The sequence below is a fragment of the Ruminococcus sp. AF20-12LB genome (genome assembly GCF_003478985.1).
Classification (GTDB): Bacteria; Bacillota; Clostridia; order Lachnospirales; family Lachnospiraceae; genus Blautia_A.
Window position 1 is genome coordinate 1 of the sequence record NZ_QUGH01000036.1, and the last position, 662, is coordinate 662.

The 662-nt window shown below is 44.0% G+C and carries 1 protein-coding gene; it reads left to right on the forward strand.

Features of this window, described 5'->3' with window-relative positions:
• A partial coding sequence (locus DWX61_RS18715) for a group II intron maturase-specific domain-containing protein (protein ID WP_353652888.1) occupies window positions 1-522 on the forward strand: 522 nt, incomplete at its 5' end.
• Window positions 523-662 lie beyond the last annotated feature (140 nt).

Sequence of the window (662 nt, forward strand, 5' to 3'; positions counted from 1 at the left end):
AGCAAACGGGCATCGGAGAGACTTCTGGAAAGCAGTACGAAATATCTTGAAGAGAAGCTGGAACTCACAGTCAACAGAGAGAAAAGCCGTACTGTCAGCGTGTTTGCAATCCGAAATTTTAAGTTTCTTGGCTTTGCATTGGGAAGGAACGGAAACGGTATCTACGTTCGCGTTCATCCAAAGTCATGGAAGAAGTTTAAGTCGAGACTGAAAGAGTTATCTTCCCGTAAGTCTGTACAGTCAATCAAACCAAGCCTTGAGAAAATCAGGGTATATGCAAGAGGATGGCTGAACTATTACGGAATAGCAAGCATGAAGAACAACATGGAAGACATCAACGGATGGCTCTATCACAGAATACGCATGTGTATATGGAAACAGTGGAAACTTCCAAGAACAAAGAAAAGAAATCTGATAAAGATGGGAGTACACGAATACTATGCGAACATGGCGGCAAACTGCCGGAGAGGACACTGGTATTGTGCGAATCTGACAACAGTTAAGAAAGCCATGACAAAATAAAGACTGATAAACGGTGGCTTTTATGATTTAGCCACAGCCTATCAGTCTGTGCACATCAACTATTGAAACCGCCGTGTACCGAACGGTACGCACGGTGGTGTGAGAGGACGGGAGCTAATCACTCCCTCCTACTCGATTAT